At 66.8% G+C, this 14,664-nt stretch carries 12 protein-coding genes; 7 read left to right on the forward strand and 5 right to left on the reverse strand.

The window, feature by feature from the left end:
- Positions 1 to 12 precede the first annotated feature (12 nt).
- The 3 genes from A6M56_RS12930 to A6M56_RS12940 are packed head-to-tail and all read right to left on the reverse strand — an operon-like array spanning position 13 to position 2,098.
- Positions 13 to 1,284, reverse strand: a complete 1,272-nt coding sequence (locus A6M56_RS12930; RefSeq protein ID WP_062738034.1) for an Nramp family divalent metal transporter — start codon at positions 1,282 to 1,284, stop codon at positions 13 to 15.
- An 8-nt stretch (positions 1,285 to 1,292) separates the two neighbouring features.
- On the reverse strand, positions 1,293 to 1,559 hold the full coding sequence (locus A6M56_RS12935; RefSeq protein ID WP_045218958.1) for a hypothetical protein: 267 nt from the start codon (positions 1,557 to 1,559) through the stop codon (positions 1,293 to 1,295).
- A 47-nt stretch (positions 1,560 to 1,606) separates the two neighbouring features.
- The gene (locus A6M56_RS12940; protein ID WP_062738033.1) at positions 1,607 to 2,098 is read right to left on the reverse strand and encodes a DUF421 domain-containing protein; all 492 of its coding nucleotides are present in this window, start codon (positions 2,096 to 2,098) and stop codon (positions 1,607 to 1,609) included.
- Between the two features lie 140 nt (positions 2,099 to 2,238).
- Here A6M56_RS12940 and A6M56_RS12945 point away from each other — a divergent pair, with 140 nt between their 5' ends.
- The 4 genes from A6M56_RS12945 to A6M56_RS12960 all read left to right on the forward strand — a co-directional run bounded on the left by A6M56_RS12945 (position 2,239) and on the right by A6M56_RS12960 (position 9,291).
- Positions 2,239 to 3,099, forward strand: a complete 861-nt coding sequence (locus A6M56_RS12945; RefSeq protein WP_045218962.1) for an SDR family oxidoreductase — start codon at positions 2,239 to 2,241, stop codon at positions 3,097 to 3,099.
- A 216-nt stretch (positions 3,100 to 3,315) separates the two neighbouring features.
- Positions 3,316 to 6,522 (forward strand): efflux RND transporter permease subunit, encoded by a 3,207-nt coding sequence (locus A6M56_RS12950; protein WP_102079213.1) that lies wholly within the window; start codon positions 3,316 to 3,318, stop codon positions 6,520 to 6,522.
- Positions 6,515 to 7,822: an efflux RND transporter periplasmic adaptor subunit gene (locus tag A6M56_RS12955; protein ID WP_102079212.1), complete on the forward strand. Its 1,308-nt coding sequence runs from the start codon at positions 6,515 to 6,517 to the stop codon at positions 7,820 to 7,822. Before A6M56_RS12950 ends, A6M56_RS12955 begins: the two co-directional genes overlap by 8 nt.
- Positions 7,822 to 9,291, forward strand: coding sequence for an efflux transporter outer membrane subunit (locus A6M56_RS12960; RefSeq protein WP_180964204.1), 1,470 nt, complete (start codon positions 7,822 to 7,824; stop codon positions 9,289 to 9,291). Before A6M56_RS12955 ends, A6M56_RS12960 begins: the two co-directional genes overlap by 1 nt.
- 3 nt (positions 9,292 to 9,294) lie before the next feature.
- Here A6M56_RS12960 and A6M56_RS12965 read toward each other — a convergent pair whose 3' ends face one another.
- The gene (locus tag A6M56_RS12965; RefSeq protein WP_286758154.1) at positions 9,295 to 10,218 is read right to left on the reverse strand and encodes a hypothetical protein; all 924 of its coding nucleotides are present in this window, start codon (positions 10,216 to 10,218) and stop codon (positions 9,295 to 9,297) included.
- A gap of 425 nt (positions 10,219 to 10,643) precedes the next feature.
- Between A6M56_RS12965 and A6M56_RS12970 the strand changes: the two genes are divergently transcribed.
- Entirely contained in the window at positions 10,644 to 11,000 is a 357-nt protein-coding gene (locus tag A6M56_RS12970) for a RidA family protein (RefSeq protein ID WP_045218973.1), read from the forward strand.
- Between the two features lie 13 nt (positions 11,001 to 11,013).
- Positions 11,014 to 12,267, forward strand: coding sequence for an NAD(P)/FAD-dependent oxidoreductase (locus A6M56_RS12975; protein WP_102079209.1), 1,254 nt, complete (start codon positions 11,014 to 11,016; stop codon positions 12,265 to 12,267).
- A gap of 77 nt (positions 12,268 to 12,344) precedes the next feature.
- Here A6M56_RS12975 and A6M56_RS12980 read toward each other — a convergent pair whose 3' ends face one another.
- The gene (locus A6M56_RS12980; protein WP_045218977.1) at positions 12,345 to 13,004 is read right to left on the reverse strand and encodes a glutathione S-transferase family protein; all 660 of its coding nucleotides are present in this window, start codon (positions 13,002 to 13,004) and stop codon (positions 12,345 to 12,347) included.
- Positions 13,005 to 13,260: 256 nt separating this feature from the next.
- Here A6M56_RS12980 and A6M56_RS12985 point away from each other — a divergent pair, with 256 nt between their 5' ends.
- Positions 13,261 to 14,616, forward strand: a complete 1,356-nt coding sequence (locus A6M56_RS12985) for a polyhydroxyalkanoate depolymerase (RefSeq protein WP_102079459.1) — start codon at positions 13,261 to 13,263, stop codon at positions 14,614 to 14,616.
- The last annotated feature ends 48 nt before the right edge of the window (positions 14,617 to 14,664 follow it).

Below are 14,664 nucleotides of genomic sequence, written 5' to 3' on the forward strand. Positions count from 1 at the left end.
GTGCGAAGGCCGTCAGTCCCCCAGTACCGCCAGTGCAAGGAACAGCAGCGTGCTGGCGCACATGCAGATCGTGGCGACCCACGCCGTGCCGTGCAGCGCCGGGGAACTGCGAAACGGCCCCATCACGGTCTTGCGTCGCGACATGAGCTGCAGCATGACCATCACCGGGGTGGCGGCCAGCCCGTTGAGCACCGCGGCCCAATAGAGCAGCTTGAAGGGTTCCACCGGCAGGAACACCATGCCGGTGCCCATCAGCATCACCAGGGCCAGGAACAGATAGAACTTGGGCGCGCGGGCCGGCCGGTCTTCCAGGCTCCTGCGCCATCGGAACGCCTCTGCGGCGGCATATGCGGCGGAGCCCGCCAGCACCGGCACCGCAAGCAGGCCGGTGCCGACCACACCCAGTGCAAAGAGCATCTGCGCAAAGCGGCCCGCGACCGGCTTGAGCGCCTCGGCGGCCTGCGCGCAGGTTTCGATCTGCGTGACGCCGTGGGTGTGCAGCGCATAGGCGCCGGTGAGCATGATGCAGAACGCGATGAGCGCGGAGACCGCCATGCCGACCGTCGTATCGAGGCGGATGCGCGCCAGCTGAGCCTCGGCCTGCCACGGCGCCTTCTTCAACGGTTGCTCGCCGTCCGCCAGCCGCGTCTCCTCGACTTCCCCGGCGGCCTGCCAGACAAACAGGTACGGGCTGATGGTCGTGCCGAACACGGCAATCAGCGTCATCACGTAGTCCTTGGACCACCGCATCTTCGGCACCACCGTGTCGTGCAGCGCCTGCGCCCAGTCCACCTTGACCACGAACGCCGTTGCCACGTAAGCGAGCAGTGACAGCGCGACCCATTGCAGATAGCGCGCGTACCGGCGGTACGGCATCCATACCTGCAGCACGAGCGAGACAACGGCAAACCCGCACGCATACAAGGCAGTAGAGCCGCCCAGCAGCAGCCGGATGCTGTCGCCCATGGCTGCGATATCGGCGCCGACATTGATGACGTTGGCCAGCGTGACCAGCGCAACGAACGCATACGCAAGCCACGGCGAATGATGCCGGCGGATGTTCGCCACCACGCCGGAGCCCGACACCCGCCCGAGCCGCGCGCTGACGAGCTGGATCGCAATCATCAGCGGCAGCGTGAGCAGCAGCGTCCATAGCATGCTTGTCCCGGACTGCGCACCGGCCTGCGCATAGGTCGCAATGCCGCTCGGGTCGTCGTCAGCCGCCCCGGTAATGAAGCCGGGCCCCAGCCGGCGATACCACGGGGCGTCGTCCGCGTCCGGCACGATGGCGGTCAGCTGCGGTTGTCGGTGGGCGGCGCTTCGGGCGTCTGCCGGCCGGGGTCGTGGAGCTTGTCGCGCGTGACGCCGGGCGGTACTTCACCCTGGCGGATGCGCCGCGCTGTGTCGTGCACGCTCTCCGGTCTGGGCGCGGTGCTCCCCGGGCGGCCCAGCGCGGCGTCGGCGGGACGTTCGCCCGGCTTGCGGTGCGACTCGGCCTGTTCCCAATCGGCCTGGCGCTTCTCTGCGCCACGGTTTTCGGTCTGCTGCTTTTCTCGCATGGTGGCCTCCAGTGTCCAGTGGTGTGCGGGTTGTGCGGTCGTGCGGATCAACGGCGCTTGCGGATCAGGCTGACCTGGCCGTTGCGCTCCAGGATGGCGGCCTGCACGTCGTCGAGCGTGCGCGTGCCGAGCGTCTGGCGCACGGTCTCTTCGATGTCGCCAACGGTGAGCAGCGCCGCATCCATCTGGTCCTGCTGGAACCGGCCGTCGCGATAGACCTCCCGCTCGCGCCCCGCGATCATCCGGTCCAGCCCGGGCAGCCGCACGCACGCCCAGCCAAGCAGCCGATGCACCGCCACGAGGGCGAGCGACGCCGACAACGTCGCCACAAACGGCGACGCGCCCACGATCGCGCGGCTCAGCGTTGCACCCAGCAGCACGGCGACAACGAAATCGAACGGCGCACGCTGCCCGAAGGACCGCCGGCCCGACAGACGCACCAGCACCAGGCCGATGGCGAACACCACCACGGCACGCATGGCGGTCTGCAGCGGGTTGAGGTCCTTGCCCTCGCCAAACAGGAACAGCAGCGCGTCCATGGCACCTCCTGCCGTCGATGTGGATTGCTCTTCCACCGCCCAGCAAGCGGCGTGCCGGGCAGCACCCGCCACATGCGCCCGCCATGGCATGCGGTGTGCTGAAGATGGAGGACCGTTCCACCCACCGATCGAGAACCGCCATGCCTGACCAACCACAGCAGCAACCGCCACAGCATCAGGACCGCCAGCCCGGCACCGAAAGCGACATGACGCCGCGCCCGCGCGCAGAAATGGAACACTACGTCGGCAGCGGCAAGCTCACCGACAAGGTCGCCATCGTCACCGGCGGCGACAGCGGCATCGGCCGCGCGGTGGCCATCGGCTTTGCCAAGGAAGGCGCCGACGTGCTGATCGCGTACCTGGACGAACACGACGACGCCAACCAGACCTGCCGCCTCGTGCGTGCCACCGGCCGCCGCTGCGAAGCGATCGCCGGCGACCTCGGCGACGAAGCGCACGCCCGCGCCGTCGTCACGCAGGCGGTGGCCACGTTCGGCAAGATCGACATCGTGGTCAGCAACGCCGCCGAGCAGCACCCCCAGCAGAGCCTGGCCGACATCGACGCCGCGCAGCTCGAGCGCACGTTCCGCACCAACGTCTTTGCGATGTTTTACCTGCTGCGGGCCGCGCTGCCGCACCTGCACGAAGGCGCGCGCATCATCACCACCACGTCGGTCACCGCGTTCCGGGGCAGCGGGCACCTGGTCGACTACGCCGCCACCAAGGGCGCGATCCTGGCGTTCACGCGCTCGCTGGCCCAGCAACTCGCCGAGAAGGGCATCCTGGTAAACGCCGTGGCGCCGGGCCCGATCTGGACGCCGCTGATTCCGTCCACCTTCGATGCCGAGCATGTCGCCAAATTCGGCAGCAACGAACCGCTCGGCCGCGCCGGCCAGCCCGACGAGGTGGCGCCGTGCTACATCTTCCTGGCGTCGGCCGACGCCAGCTATATGACGGGCCAGACGCTGCATCCGAACGGGGGTGAGATCGTCAACGGCTGAGGGCTTCCTGCCCAAGCAGCGTTCAGCCCGTGCGCGCCGGTACGGGCTGGACTGCGGTGCGCTCAAGTTGCGGCGGCACAGGCCGTTATGCAATGTAATAAAGTCAGAACAAAGCGACATGCTGACCGAACGGCCCCGGCGATAGAATGACGGGTCGCCGCCGTTCGAGCGGTGTGCGCCCCTTAACGCCTCGCACCGCAGTTCTGAAACGCCTCCATGTGGATTGTCCAACTCGCGCTGCGAAGGCCGCTGACGTTCATCGTCCTCGCCCTGCTGATCCTGCTGGCGACGCCGTTTACGCTCATGCGTACGCCGACGGACATCTTTCCGGAAATCGACATTCCGGTCGCCAGCATTATCTGGAACTACAACGGGCTGCCTGCCAAGGAGATGGCCGACCGCATCGTGTCGGTCACGGAGCGCAGCCTGACGACCACCGTCAACGACATCGAGCACATCGAGTCGCAATCGTTGGGCGGCGTGTCGATCATCAAGGTCTTCTTCCAGCCCAACGCCAACATCCAGACCGCACTCGCGCAGATCGTGGCGAGCACGCAGGCGCAGGTGCGGCAGTTGCCGCCGGGCACCACGCCGCCGCTGGTGATCAAGTATTCGGCGTCGAGCATTCCGATCCTGCAACTGGGGCTGTCGAGCAACACGCTGTCGGAGCAGGAACTCAACGATGCGGCGGTGAACTTCCTGCGCCCGCGCCTGATCACGGTGCCGGGCATTGCCGTGCCGTTTCCGTATGGCGGCAAGAGCCGGCAGATCACGGTCGACCTCGACACGCAGAAGCTGCTGGCCCAGGGCCTGACGCCCGTGGATATCGTCAACGCCGTGGGCGCGCAGAACCTGATCCTGCCGGCCGGCACGCAAAAGATCGACGCCACCGAATACGGCGTCACGCTCAACGGCACGCCGGGCAGCATCGCCGCGCTCAATGCGATTCCGGTCAAGACGAGCAACGGCGCCACACTCTATCTGGGTGACGTGGCCAATGTGCGCGACGGCTTCTCGCCGCAGACAAATGTGGTGCGCCAGGACGGCCAGCGCGGCGTGCTGCTCTCCATCCTGAAGAACGGCGGCGCGTCGACGCTCGATATCGTCAACAACATCTACAAGCTCCTGCCGGCCGCGGCCGCCGTGTTGCCGCAAGACCTGAAGATCACGCCGCTGTTCGACCAGTCGCTGTTCGTGAAGGCGGCCATTGAAGGCGTGGTCCGCGAGGCGCTGATCGCCGCATGCCTGACGGCCGCGATGATCCTGCTGTTCCTGGGCAACTGGCGCAGCACGGCCATCATTGCGGTGTCGATTCCGCTGTCGATCCTGTCGTCCATCATCGTGCTGCACCTGATCGGCGAGACCATCAACCTGATGACGCTGGGCGGCCTGGCGCTGGCGGTCGGGATTCTCGTGGACGACGCCACTGTCACCATCGAGAACATCGAGCGCCACCTGCACGAAGGCAAGGAACCGATCACCGCGATCCTCGACGGCGCCGCCGAGATCGCCGTGCCGGCCTTCGTGTCGACCCTCTGCATCTGCATCGTCTTCGTGCCGATGTTCTTCCTCACGGGCGTGGCGCGCTACCTGTTCGTGCCGATGGCCGAAGCAGTGATCTTTGCGATGCTGGCTTCCTACGTGCTTTCGCGCACGCTGGTGCCGACACTCGTGATGATGCTCATGACCGGCCACACGCAAGACGCCCGGAAAGCCGGCGCAAAACCGAGCACGTTCGGCCGCATCTACCGGGCATTCAACACGCAGTTCGAGCACATGCGCGGCAACTACGCCGCCATCCTCGGCGGGCTGCTGGAATACCGCCGCGTGTTCGCACTGTCGTTCCTGGGCTTCTGCGTGGCGTCGTGCGCCCTGTACCTCGTGCTCGGGCGCGACTTCTTCCCCGATGTGGATGCCGGCCAGATCCGCCTGCACATGCGCGCGCCGTCGGGGCTGCGGATTGAAGAAACCGCACGGCTGGCCGATGAAGTGGAAACCGCCATCCGCGAGATCATTCCCAAGCAGGAGCTGTCGACCATCCTCGACAACCTGGGCGTGCCGAACTCGGGGATCAACCTGTCGTACAGCAACGCGGGCACCATCGGCACGCTCGACGGTGAAATCCTCATCGCCCTGCACGAGGGCGAACGCAAACCCAGCGCGGAATACATCCGCCGCCTGCGCGAAGAATTACCGAAGCGCTTTCCGGGCGTGGAATTCGCCTTCCAGCCTGCAGACATCGTCAGCCAGATCCTGAACTTTGGTTTGCCGTCGGCCATCGACGTGCAGTTCTCCGGCGCCGACGTGGCGACCAACCAGCAGCTTGCGGGCATCCTGGCCAACCGCATCAAGCAGATTCCTGGCGCGGTGGATACGCATGTGCACCAGCGTTTCGACCAACCCACGCTCGCCTTGAACATGGACCGCACGCGCATCCAGCAGGTCGGCCTGGAAGGGCGCGACGTGGCGCAGAACCTGCTCGTGTCGCTCAGCTCAAGCTTCCAGACCTCGCCCACGTTCTGGCTCAACCCGATCAACGGTGTGGTGTACCAGGTGGCCGTCACCAGCCCGCAGTACCGCGTCGATTCGCTCGACGCGCTGCTGCGCACGCCGGTGGCAAGCTCGCGCGGTGGCGCCGCACAGGCAGGCGGGCCGCAGTTGCTGGGCAACCTCGTGCAGGTGAGCCCCGCGGTGCAGCCGCAAGTGGTGTCGCACTACGACATCACGCCGGTGGTGGACGTCTATGCCGCCGTGCAGGGCCGCGACCTGGGCGCCGTCGCCAAGGAAGTGCAGAAGGCCGTCGACGACATCCGCCCGAAGCTGCCACGCGGCGCGCAGGTCACGGTGCGCGGTCAGGTCAACACGATGGAATCGTCGTTCCTTGGCCTGGGCGTCGGGCTCGTCATGGCCATCGTGCTGGTGTACCTGCTGATCGTGGTGAACTTCCAGTCGTGGATCGACCCGCTCATCATCGTGACCGCCCTGCCCGCCGCGCTGGCCGGCATTGCGTGGATGCTGTTCCTGACGGGAACGACGCTGTCGGTGCCGTCGCTCACGGGGGCGATCATGACGATGGGCGTGGCGACCGCCAACTCGATTCTGTTGATCTCGTTCGCGCGCGAGCGATTGGCCGAAGGCATTGCGCCGGTGCAGGCCGCGCTCGAAGCCGGCGCCACCCGCCTGCGTCCGGTGCTGATGACGGCGCTGGCGATGATCATCGGCATGGTGCCCATGGCGTTGGGCCTCGGCGAGGGCGCAGAGCAGAACGCACCGCTGGGGCGCGCGGTGATCGGCGGTCTGCTGTTCGCGACCGTCTCGACCCTTTTCTTTGTTCCGGTGGTGTTTGCCAGCGTGCACAACAGATTGCAGCGGCGCGCCGCCCGGCGTAGTGACGATTTGCGGGGAAGCGAAGGACATGTCTGAGCAAACATCCAGTGCCCATCCTGGGGCGCATTCCGGGCATCCCGCGGACGGCCCGCCGCACCACGTCGTCACCGTCGACCCGATCGAACAGGTGGACCGCGCGCCGGCCATGCGCCGTGCACGCTGGGTCGTGATCGTCGTGGTGGTTCTGCTGGCGCTGGGCGCTGGGCGCACGCTGGTCAGCCGCTACTACAACGCGCATGCGCTGGAGCGTCAGGTGAGCGCGCAGACCAGCCGCTACGTCACCACCACTGCACCCAAACCGGCCAACGCCAGCCGCGAGCTGACGCTGCCGGGCACGCTGCAGGGCTACGTTGAATCGCCGATCTATGCCCGCACCAGCGGGTACGTGCTGCGCTGGTTCAAGGACATCGGCGCCCACGTGGACAAGGGCGAAGTGCTGGCGCTGCTCGACACGCCCGAAGTCGACCAGGAACTGAACCAGGCACAAGCCACACGCAACCAGGCCGCCGCACGCAAGGCGCTGGCGCAGACGTCGCTCACGCGCTGGCAGAACCTGCGCCAGAAAGACGCCGTCTCGCAACAGGAACTGGACGAGCGCACCAGCGCCGCCAACCAGGCCCAGGCCGACCTGGCCGCCGCCGAAGCCAACGTGCGCCGCCTGCAGGAGCTGCAAGGCTTCCGCCGCGTGGTGGCACCGTTTGCGGGTGTGGTGACCAAGCGCAACGTCGATGTCGGCACGCTGGTCAATGCCGGCAACGCGGGCGCCAACCGCGAGCTGTTCACGCTGGCGCAGACCGATCCGCTGCGCATCTACCTGTATGTGCCGCAGGCGTATTCGCAGCAGGTGAAGGTTGGGCAGGACGTGGCCGTCACGCTGTCGGAGCTGCCCGGCCAGACCTTCCACGGCACCATCGCTCGCGCCTCGGGCGCCATCGACGCCACGACCCGCACCATGCAGGTGGAAGTGCAGCTGCCCAACAAGGACGGCCGCCTGCTGCCGGGTGCGTACGTGCAGGTCGCCATCAAGGGCAAATCGTCCGGCGATAGTGCGAGCGCGAGCGCCAGCGCGCAGGGCACCTACCTCGTGCCGACGAACACGCTGCTCTTCCGCAAGGAAGGCCCGCGCATCGCCATCGCAGAAAACGGCCGCGTCGACCTGCGCCCCGTCACCATCGGGCGCGACTACGGCCGCACGGTGGAAATCGTCTCGGGCCTGAAGGCGACGGACGCGCTGATCCTGAACCCGGCCGATTCGATCGAGCAAGGCGAGGCGGTGACCATCGTCACGCCCGCACCGGCTTCGGCACCGGCGGCATCGGCGCCGCGCGCATCATGATGGGTCGACCGCGGTTGCGCTCTGCCGCGCTGGCGGCTTCGCTGATCGTCTCGCTGGCCGGCTGTTCGCTGGCACCGACGTACGAGCGCCCCGCCATGGACGTGCCGGCGCACTGGCAGACCGAAGCACCGTGGCGCGCCGCGCAGCCCGCCGATGCAGCGCCCAAGGGACCGTGGTGGCAGCGCTTCAACGATCCACAGCTCGACAGGCTGATCACAAAGGCGCTTCAGGAAAACCAATCGCTCAAGGTTGCGCTGTCGAACCTGGAGCAGGCACAGGCGCAGACGCGCGTGGCACGCGCCAGCCTGCTGCCGACCATCACGGCCACCAACAACGACACGCGCACGCGCACCTCGTCGGAGCGGCCGCTTTCGTCGTACACCAGCCCCACCATGTCGACCGTGCAAAGCGATTTCGTGGTGCGCGCCGACGTAAGTTACGAAGCGGATCTGTTCGGCCGCGTGCGCAACACCGTCGCCAACGCGGCGGCGAGCGAAGCGCAGGCCGGCGCCAATGCCGAGAACTTCCGCCTGCTGCTGGCCGCGCAGGTCGCCACCACCTGGTACAACCTGCGCGAGACCGATGCGGAAATCGCCGTGGTGCAGGAAGGGCTGGCGCTGCAGCGCAAGGCACTCGATTTCGTCACCTCACGGCATCAGGACGGCGTGGCATCGGGGCTCGATCTGGCGCAGCAACAGGCGCTTGTCGACAGCACCGCCACGCAGGCCGAACTGCTGACCAAGCAACGCGCGCAGTACGAGCACGCGCTGGCCACATTGGTCGGCACACCGGCGCCTGCTTTCCATCTCGACCCGAACCCGCTCAAGGGCACGGCGCCACAGATTCCGGTGGCGCTGCCGTCCGACGTCATCGAACGCCGCCCCGACGTGGCGGCCGCTGAACGCGGGGCCGCCGCTGCCAACGCGCAAGTCGGCGTGGCGCGCGCAGCGTTCTTCCCGAGCGTGATGCTCAGCGGCGGCGCCGGTTGGGAAAGCCGCGATCTGGCGCTGCTGTTTTCTGCGCCGACGCTGCTGTGGTCGTTCGGCACGCAGATCGCCCAGACCGTGTTTGACGCCGGTCGCACGCGGGCGCGCGTGGACATTGCCAACGCCGCCTACCAAGGTGCGATCGCGAACTACCGCCAGACGGTGCTGGGCGCGCTGCAGGAAGTCGAAGATGGTCTGGCCGGACTGCAATCGCTGGACCGTGCCGCAAGCCAGGCGCGCCACGCCGTGGAAAGCGCCCGCAAGGTCTACGACATTGCCAGCGCGCGCTATGAGGGCGGCCTGGCAACGTCGTTGGACGTGATCACCGCGCAGCAGTCGCTGTTGAACAACCAGCGCACGGCGGTGCAGATTCTCGGCCAGCAGATGACGACGAGCGTGTTTCTCGTCAAGGCGGTGGGCGGCGATTGGAACCACGTGATGGCCCCACCAACGCCCACGTCCACGCCAACGGCCAACCGTTAAGCCTCAGGCGCGCAGGAAGCGCGCGCCCACAAACAGCCCGGCCAGCCAGCTCAACGTCAGCGCCACGGCAACGAGCAACTCAAGCAGCGCGGTCGCCTCGCCCGGCACGCTCATCGCCAGCGCAATCACTGCGGCCATCAACGCAGCCGCTGCGAACAGGCTGACCAGCAGCGCGCCCAAACCCGATGCGAGTGTGCGTACGAGCGGCGGATGCACATGCGCCGGAGGACACAGCACAGCCATGCGCGCCCGCACATACGCCGTCGTGCGCGCCGCATCGGTGGCCTCCGCGTGATGGCGCATCACGTGCATCCAGGTTTGCGTGTCGAGCACGCCGGAACTGAGTTCCTGCGTCACGCGGCGCAGCGCAGCGCGTTCGCGCGCATGGTCGGTGGCGTCAGACGGCGTTTCGTTCGGGTTCAGCCTGTCGAACACGGCAGGCGCGGCGGCCGGATCGCTGGCGCGCACCTCGTGCCGATACCTCACGCGCACGCGGCGGGAGCGGGCGAGATACGCGAGCGTCCCGATCGGCACCAACACCTCCGCCGCCAGCAACAGCGCAAGCGGCCATCCCGCCGACGTCGCACCGGATGCCTGCGCGGCCCACGCCTTGAGCCCACCGCTCATGCCCAGCGTGGCGGCCAACTGCAGCAGGCAATATCCCAGCCAGACCCACGGAAACCAGCGCACACGCAAGAACGCCACCACCACCAGCCCCAACGGAAACGCCAGCACCGCCAGCGCCGGCAGCGACCGCGCCGCGCCATCGCCCGTCTCGCCCGACATCAGGACCATGGCCATCGCCAGCACCGCCACCAGCGCGGGCAGCGTGTTCAGCCACAGCAGCGTCACCAGCCAGCCGCGAACGCCATACAGCCGATGCGCCCGCGCACGCGCCGCCGATATCGCAATCCAACTTCCTTGCATGAAGCTCCTCATCCGGGTCCGCCATGCGGCGCGCCGGGGCGCGGCATGGATTTCTGAATTTCGGCGATTGTGTCATTGGGGCAAAGCGGGCGCCCCCCTCTAGAGTGGGGGCGGCAGCACATTGTCGCCAATGACTGGGCCGATCCAATGCCGGCAAGGGGTTGCGGGTGATTAGTTGTTCTTAAATCAGATGTTGAAATCACTGAGTGTTGTATCGGCGCCTTATGTGGGCGCATTCGCCGGCAAGCGCCAGCATGTCCGCCGCGCATACCGGTCGGAACCATTTGCATGCGATGTGTGCGACGAGGCTCCTTACACTCGCTGCAACCTCACAGGAAGCCGATATGCGCCCACACCGTCTGCCGCAGTGAGGAGCGCTACCATCGACGCTTCTTTCGCTTTTTTTTGTTCACACCCGAATCGACATGACCGACATCCAACGCCTCCACACCAACGCCCGCATGAGCCAGATCGTGATCGCCAACGGCATCGTGCATCTGGCCGGCCAAGTGCCTGACAGCGACTTCAAGTCGATCACCGAGCAGACCGAGAACATCCTCGCGCGCATCGACGCGTTGCTGGCTGAAGCGGGTGTCGACAAGACGCGTCTGATCTCCGCCAACATCTGGCTGACCGACGCCAAGCACTTCGCCGAGCTGAACGCCGCGTGGGAAGCGTGGGTGCCGGCCGGCCACGCGCCGACGCGCGCCTGCGTGCAGTCGGGCCTGATGCGCCCGGGCATCGATGTGGAGATCGCCGTCACGGCGCTGGCCAAGGGTTAAGGAGCCAACCGCCATGCGGTTTGACACCCTTGTGCTGGGCGCCGGCATTGTCGGCGTATCGGTGGCGGTGCATCTGCAGAAACGCGGGCACGCCGTCGCGCTGGTCGACCGCCGTGCGCCGGGCTTTGAGACGTCGTTCGGCAATGCCGGGCTGATCCAGCGCGAGGGGGTGTATCCGTATGCGTTTCCGCGCGACCTGTCGACGTTGTTGCGTTATGCGGGCAACACGTCGGCGGACGTGCATTACCACCCGGGCGACCTTCCCCGGTTGCTGCCGTTTCTGTGGCAGTACTGGCGCAACTCGCACCCCACGCGGCACGCGGCGATTGCGCGTGCGTATGCGCCGCTGATCGCGCACAGCGTGAGCGAGCACCGCGCGCTGGCCGAAGCCGCCGGCGCCACGCATCTGATCCGGCCCAGCGGCTGGATCAAGGTCTTCCGCAATGCCGCCACGCAAGACAAGGAAACGCGCAACGTCGAGCGCTGGCAACGCGAATACGGCGTCGCCTTTGAAGCGCTGGACCCAGCGCGCCTGCGCAGCGTTGAACCGCATCTGGACACATCGCTGCTCGGCGGCCTGCGTTATACGGAAGCCGATTCCGTGAGCGACCCGAACGCGCTGGTCACGGCCTACGCAAGGTATTTCGAGCAACTCGGCGGCCGCCTGTTTGAAGCCGATGCCAACACGCTGACGCCCAACGCCCCGTGGCTGTTGCAAACCAAGGAAGGCGAGCTGCGCGCAGACAACGTCGTCATCGCCATGGGCCCCTGGGCGGACGTCCTCACCTCGCGCCTGGGCTACAGCCTTCCGCTGGCCGTCAAGCGCGGGTACCACATGCACTACGCACCCGCGCAAGGTGCGCAGTTGAATCATCCCGTGCTCGATGCGGACGGCGGTTATGTGCTGGCACCGATGGCGCGCGGCATCCGGCTGACGACGGGCGCGGAACTCGCACACCGCGATGCACCGAAGACGCCCGTGCAGCTCAACGCCGTCGAGCCCGTGGCGCGCAAGCTCTTTCCGCTGGCCGAGCGTGTGGATGCGGAACCCTGGATGGGCGCACGCCCCTGCACGCCCGACATGCTGCCGATCATCGGACCGGCGCCGCACCACGCAAACATGTGGTTCGCGTTCGGCCATGCACACCACGGCTTGACGTTGGGGCCCATCACCGGGCGCTTAATTGCGGAAATGATGCTGGGCGAAACACCGGCTGTGGATGCTCGCCCGTTCCGTGCAGAGCGGTTCTGGGATTCAGCGGGCTAGTTCCATCCGCGCGGGTGCGGGGCGGGTATTTGATCGGCAGGCCATCGTCACGCCGGTCCTTCGGCGCCCTCGCCCGCCTAAAACTCCATATCCAGCTCATCGATATCTGCCTGCTCAGCCTTCGCCCCGGCAATCCATTCGGCGACGTGCGGGTGCTCGAGCACGCGCAGGCAGTACTCGGCAATCTCCGGATCGAGCTTGACGTCATAGGTCAGGAATCGCATGACGACTGGCGCGTACATCGCGTCGGCCATGCTGATCTCGCCAAACAGCCAGGGGCCGCCGTACTGGGCGAGGCATTCGCGCCAGATGAGCGTGATGCGCTCGATGTCGTGCTGCGCGCGGGACCAGATGCGGAAGTTCGGAAAATGTGCGCGCAGGTTCATCGGCAGCGCCGAGCGCAGCGCGCTGAAGCCCGAATGCATCTCACCGCAGATCGATCGGCAATGCGCGCGGGCATGTCGGTCGGCGGGCAGCAGCTTGGCCTCGGGCGAGAGTTCGTTGAGGTATTCGGCAATCGCCAGCACGTCCCACACCTTGCGGCCTTCGTGCGTGAGGCACGGCACGAGAATCGACGGCGACAGCAGCAGCAATTCCGCCCGCGATGAGGCGTCGATCGGCACGCTCACCGTCTCGAAAGGCAGGCCGCTGAGCTTGGCGAGCAGCCAGCCGCGCATCGACCACGACGAATAGTTGCGACTGCTGATCGTCAGCGTTGTCAGGTCGACGGATTTCATGTCGGTCCCCGGTTGTCCCCGTTTTTCAATCAGGTGCATGACCGGCGTCAGGCACCTTGCCGGTGCGCTGGTTGCACCCGCGCGCTGCAAAGACGCGTGCCACGCCGCACCCCGCATGGATGCCGCGCAAAGCCTGTGCCAGTCATCATCAGCGCGGATGCGGTTTGGCGCCCACCGGCATGTGAGTTGGCACATGTATTGCCTGCTTCGTTCCACCGGCCTTGACGTGTCTTGCGACGCCATCACGGAAGCTGCCATGAACCTGCTCGCGTATCCCCTCTACCAGTGGCTGTCCGAATGCCTGCGGCCCGCGCGTGCATGGGCCTCGTTCTCCCGGCTGGCGATGGCGCAGTGGCCACAGTCGACCGAGCATCCCACTGCCCGGGCAGTGGATGCGTGGCTCGAACTGCTGGAGTGCAGCGCGATCACGCACCGCCGCCCATCGTTCGGTATCGACAGCGTCGAGGTCGACGGCCGCGTGGTGCCGGTCGTGGAAGAGACCGCGATGCAAACGCCGTTCGGCACCCTCGTGCACTTCCGCAAGACCACGCCCACGCCGCAACCGCGCGTGCTGGTTGCCGCGCCCTTGTCCGGGCACTTCGCCACGCTACTGCGCGGCACGCTGCGCACGATGCTGGCCGATCACGACGTGTACGTGACGGACTGGCACAACGCGCGCGACATTCCGGTGTCAGCCGGGCGCTTCGGCTTCGATGAATACGTCGGCCACCTGATCGATTTCATCCGCCACATCGGCCCCGACGCACACGTACTGGCCATCTGCCAGCCGACCGTGGCGGCGCTCTCGGCGGTCTCGCTCCTGGCCGCCGACAACGACCCCGCGCAGCCCGCCAGCCTCACACTCATGGCCGGCCCCATCGATTGCCGCGTCGGCCCCACCGCGGTGAATGCGTTGGCCAACAGCAAACCGATCGAATGGTTCGAGAAGAACCTGATCGGCGTTGTGCCGCCCGGCTTTGCTGGCGAGCAGCGCCGCGTGTATCCGGGCTTCGTGCAGTTGAGCGCGTTCATGTCGATGAATGCGGAACGCCACGTGCAGTCGTTTGAAGAGATGTATTACCAGCGCGCCAAGGGCGACCCGGCCAAGGCCGACACGATCCGCGCCTTCTACGACGAATACCTCGCCACGTGCGACCTCACCGCCGAGTTCTATCTGGAAACGGTCGAGAAGGTGTTTCAGCAATACGCATTGCCGCGCGGCGAGTTGATGGTCGGCGGTCGGCTGGTCGAACCGGCGGCGATCCATCGCACCGCGCTGCTGACGGTCGAGGGCGAGAAGGACGACATCTGCGCGGTCGGGCAGACCGTCGCCGCGCAGGATCTGTGCTCGGGGCTGCCGCCCTACCTGAAGACACACCATGTGCAGGCCGGTGCGGGCCACTACGGCGTGTTCAACGGCAGCAAATGGGAAAAGCAGATCTACCCGATCGTGCGCGCCACCATCCACGACAACGAGCCCTTCGACGCCAGCACCACCGCCAGTGACGAAGACAACGCGCACCGCGTCACACTGCGCGCGCTGCTCGATGCGCGAACGTCAAGCCAGGCCGCCACCCGCCGACGCTCGCGCAAGATGGCGCTCACGCACTGACTGTCAGCGAGGCGTCATTCAGCAGGGCGAGGATCGAAGCGGGGCAGG

It is taken from the genome of Ralstonia sp. RL, from assembly GCF_001683835.1.
Taxonomy (GTDB): domain Bacteria; phylum Pseudomonadota; class Gammaproteobacteria; order Burkholderiales; family Burkholderiaceae; genus Ralstonia; species Ralstonia mannitolilytica.